The sequence below is a fragment of the Streptomyces colwelliae genome (assembly GCF_048158785.1).
In the GTDB taxonomy this organism is placed as follows: Bacteria; Actinomycetota; Actinomycetes; order Streptomycetales; family Streptomycetaceae; genus Streptomyces.
This window is the reverse complement of record NZ_JBLTJC010000623.1, coordinates 1-3736: the sequence shown is the minus strand read 5'-3', so window position 1 is coordinate 3736 and position 3736 is coordinate 1. Positions and strand designations below refer to the sequence as shown.

The following is a 3736-nucleotide window of genomic DNA, read 5'->3' as shown; positions in this document are numbered from 1 at the left end:
CCCCCGCCTGCCCCCCTGCGACCGCGAAGCGTACAACGGGCGAAACCCTCCCCATCGCGGACCGACGCCCGTAGATTGGCGCTGCTCCTGGAGGCTATGGAGGCTATGGGGGACTGGGGGGATGGGGATCGTGATTCTCCTGCACGTGACGGACGAGGCGCAGTCGCTCGCGTGGGACGGTGACGATCTGGTCGATGTCGTGGGTGGTCGGCGGTGGGGTCCTGATGGTGTGGAGCGGGCTGCCTCGGGCGTCGACGGGTTTCCCTTCGACCGGAGTGTCGGTTCTCCGTCCGGCCGCTTCGCCGTGGTCTATGACGAGCGGGGTACCGAGGCGCTGTTGCTCGAGGGCGGTCGGGTGGTCCGTGAGCTGGACCGGAGTGATGACTACACCGAGGACTTCGACTACGCGGTCGCACTCGGGGTGCTGCGGGACGGCCGTGAGGTAGTGGTCCACTGCCCGGACCGGTACGACGTCCTTGAGATCGAGGACGCGGAATCGGGGGAACGGCTCACCGACGGCGACCGTAGTCCGCGGGACGTCTTCCATTCCCGCCTGGCGGTGTCTCCGGGTGGGGCCCATCTGTTGTCGGCGGGCTGGATGTGGCATCCGTACGGGATCGTCGAAGTCTTCGACCTGGACCGGGCGTTGACGGATCCCGCCGTGCTCGACGGCCCTGGCGTACTGCCTTCGGAGCCGGGCATCGACGCCGAGGTGGTCTCGGCCTGCTGGCTCGACGGTGACCGCCTGGCCGTCGCGACCGGGGACGAGTTCCGCGACGGTGAGCAGAAACCTGCCCTGGGGTCACGGGAGTTGGGTGTGTGGTCGCTCGCCGAGAAGCGGTGGGTCCATCGCAACAGGGTCGGCTTCAGCATCGGCACGCTGATCCCGAGGGGCGACACGGTCGTCTCGCTGTTCGGGCATCTGCGGCTGATCGACGTCCCGACGGGTGCGTCGACGGCGGAATGGCCGGCCGTGGAAGTGCCTTCCAGAGAGGGCAGTTACGGGGCCACCCACATCCCGACGCCCGTCGCGGCCCTGCACCCGGACGGCATCCGACTGGCTGTCGCCCAGCCGGAGAGCATCGCGGTCATCGCGCTTCCCGGGCCGGGAAGGCTCGCTGATCAGCGCAGCGCGCAGCCGACCCTGTGGCCTGGTGCCCGGGTGTTCGGCTTGCGCTCCCCTGGGTGGGGGCGCAAGCCGAGGGGCTACTCCGGCTGGTGTTCTGGCCCCCCGAAGTCCGGGCTCGAGAAGTCCGGGCTGCTGAAGCTCGGGCGGTGCCCCGGTTCCGGGCCGTCGTCCGGGCTGGAGAAGCCCGGGCGGTCGTAGCCGAGGTGCGGCATGCGACTCGGTCCCGGGGACGTCGTACGGCGCAGTGTCGCCGTGCCCGGCGCCGCGAGCGCCTCCTGGAGGAACGGCAGGATGCCGCGTTCCAGGAGGGCGTCGTGCCAGGCATCCCTGGCGCGGGCCACTTCGCCGCCCGACTCGCCGTAGGGGCCAGTGTCGGGTGAGGGCCTGTTGCGCAGGGCGGTGAGCAGCAGGCCGACGGCGGCGACGAGGATCGCCGCGGCGGTCATGGCGCCGAACACCCAGCCGGCGGTGAGCATGGTCTGGGCGAACGCGGGCTCGGGGGTGAGCATCTTGAGGATGTAGCCCACGAGCAGGAAGATCGCCGCGGCCGTGCCGGCGAGGACGGGGGTGAGGACGGCGGCGACGGCGACGGCACCCGCACCCTCGGCAGCCTCCCCCAGGGTGGTGGCGAGCCCCATCGCGCCCACGCCGCCCGGCTCCGCGGAGCCGGTCTCGCGGACGGTCGACGGGGTGGACGACGCCGGCTGGCGCAGTTCCTCGCGGACCTTCACGTAGTGCTGGTACTCGGTCGCCGCGGCCGCCGTGATGAGCGCGGTGGCGTTCAGCGCCATGGTGCGCAGCTGTTCGGGGTTGAGCCGCTTACCGACAGCGGCCAGTTCCGGGCGGGTAGGGGCGGAGCGCAGCGCCTCGTCGAGGATCCGCTCGTACTCCTGGCGGTCCTCGCTGTGCAGGTGCTGCGGAACGCTGTTCATGTGCATCCCCCGATGCTCCGTAGGGCTTGGGGCTCGCATGCCAACGAGCCGTCGGGCAGAAACGGAGGGGAGCCTGCTACGGATAAGCCGATGGTAGAGCGGCGACGGCACACGGTGACAGGGGGTTTCCAGAAATTGGCCCCTGGCCAGCGCTGTCGTCCGCCGGTCCTCCGAGGGGGACGTCTGCCCGAATAACGCTCAGATATCCAACGGCAGTTGCTGGACCAGCAGTTTTCCGGCCATGGTCACTCCGCCGTCCATCGCGATGGCGAGTCCCTCGGCGTAGACGTGCGGTCCCTCGACCACGGGGCCGGCGGTGTCCTCGCCGTCCTCGGAGCCCACGTCGCCCAGGAGATAGGGAATCGGGCTGTGGCCGTGCACGATCCGGGTCCCGCCGTACATGTCGAGCAGGGAGCGGACATGGTCGGCGCCGCCCTCGTCGCGGAAGGAGAAGCGCTTGGTGAACTTGCGGAACACGTCCCAGACCTCGTCCGCGTCGTTGCGCGTGAGGGTCTCGCGGACGTTGTCGTTGACCGCCTCGATCGAGTCGCCGTAGTCGAGATAGGCGGTGGTGTCGGAGTGGACGAGCAGGTGGCCGTCGACCTGCTCCATGGCGTCCAGGCGGGACATCCACTGCAGGTGGACGTCCTGGAGGCGGTCCATGTCGGTCTTCTGGCCGCCGTTGAGCAGCCAGGCCGCCTGGAAGGTTGCGGTGCCCGCGCCGGAGTTGACGGGGGTGTCGCCGAACCGCTTCGCGCCGAGCAGCAGGAGCTCGTGGTTGCCCATGAGCGCCTTGCAGTAGCCGCCGGCCGCGGCGGCCTCGGCGGACAGCCGCATCACCAGGTCGATGACGCCGATGCCGTCGGGCCCGCGGTCGGTGAAGTCGCCGAGGAACCAGAGCCGCGCGGTGCCCGCGCACCAGCTGCCCGCGGCGTCGATCAGGCCCTTCTCCCGCAGCGCGGCCACCAGTTCGTCGAGGTACCCGTGCACATCCCCTACGACGAACAGCGGACCGGGGCCCTCCGTCTGCTGCGGGACGGCCACCGACGCCGGGTCCACCGCGACCTGAACCGTGTCACCCCGATGGATGACGGGCAGATCGCGCCGAGTGGGTGTGTAGCCCTCCGGATAGGCCTCGTCGAAGGCCTCGTCAAAGGCCTCCTCGTCGGGTCGTACGGCCTCGCCGGGCTGCGCGCTGTCGGCGTACGGACCGGTCTCGTGGACGTACGCGGGTACCCGGAAGTCGCGCAACGTCGCCGTCCGCTCCGTCTCGGGTCCCTGACCGGCCCCCTGAGTCATCGACCCCTCCACCATCGCGCCGCAGCTGCACCGCGTCGGACTGCCTGGTCGCAGCGGCCCGCGGTGTCGTGGGCCCATCATAGGAATGCGGATCGCGCCATGTGATGACCCAGGGGTGCTGAATCAGAGCAGGACTCCGGTTCACCGCGGCTTTCGCCCCGATTGGGCAGGGCTTCGGCCGTTGGCCGTCTGCTTGACGAGGGTTGGTTCGCGCCGTCAGGGCGGCTGGATTTCGCCGGTGGGGGCGCCAGGTACAGCGCCGGCAGACCCCCCGTGTCGATCACGAGCCGCTGCAGCACCACCCTCCACCTTGACAGGGTGGCGAGCACTCCAAGCTGCTCCACAGTATCAAGGGCAATAAATGGCTCCTTTCATT

At 70.0% G+C, this 3736-nt stretch carries 2 protein-coding genes; both read right to left on the bottom strand.

Going from position 1 to position 3736, the window contains the following annotated elements; translation table 11 throughout:
* Nucleotides 1-1206: 1206 nt before the first annotated feature.
* On the bottom strand, nucleotides 1207-2067 hold the full coding sequence (locus tag ACNFOC_RS52155) for a hypothetical protein (protein WP_416965988.1): 861 nt from the start codon (nucleotides 2065-2067) through the stop codon (nucleotides 1207-1209).
* Nucleotides 2068-2259: 192 nt separating this feature from the next.
* Complete coding sequence (locus ACNFOC_RS52150) at nucleotides 2260-3375, bottom strand: metallophosphoesterase (protein ID WP_416965987.1); 1116 nt, start codon at nucleotides 3373-3375, stop codon at nucleotides 2260-2262.
* Nucleotides 3376-3736 lie beyond the last annotated feature (361 nt).

Coding starts and splice junctions, on each gene's coding strand:
- ACNFOC_RS52155 (WP_416965988.1), bottom strand. CDS start 2,067: ATGCACATGAACAGCGTTCCGCAGCACCTGCACAGCGAGGACCGCCAG.
- ACNFOC_RS52150 (WP_416965987.1), bottom strand. CDS start 3,375: ATGGTGGAGGGGTCGATGACTCAGGGGGCCGGTCAGGGACCCGAGACG.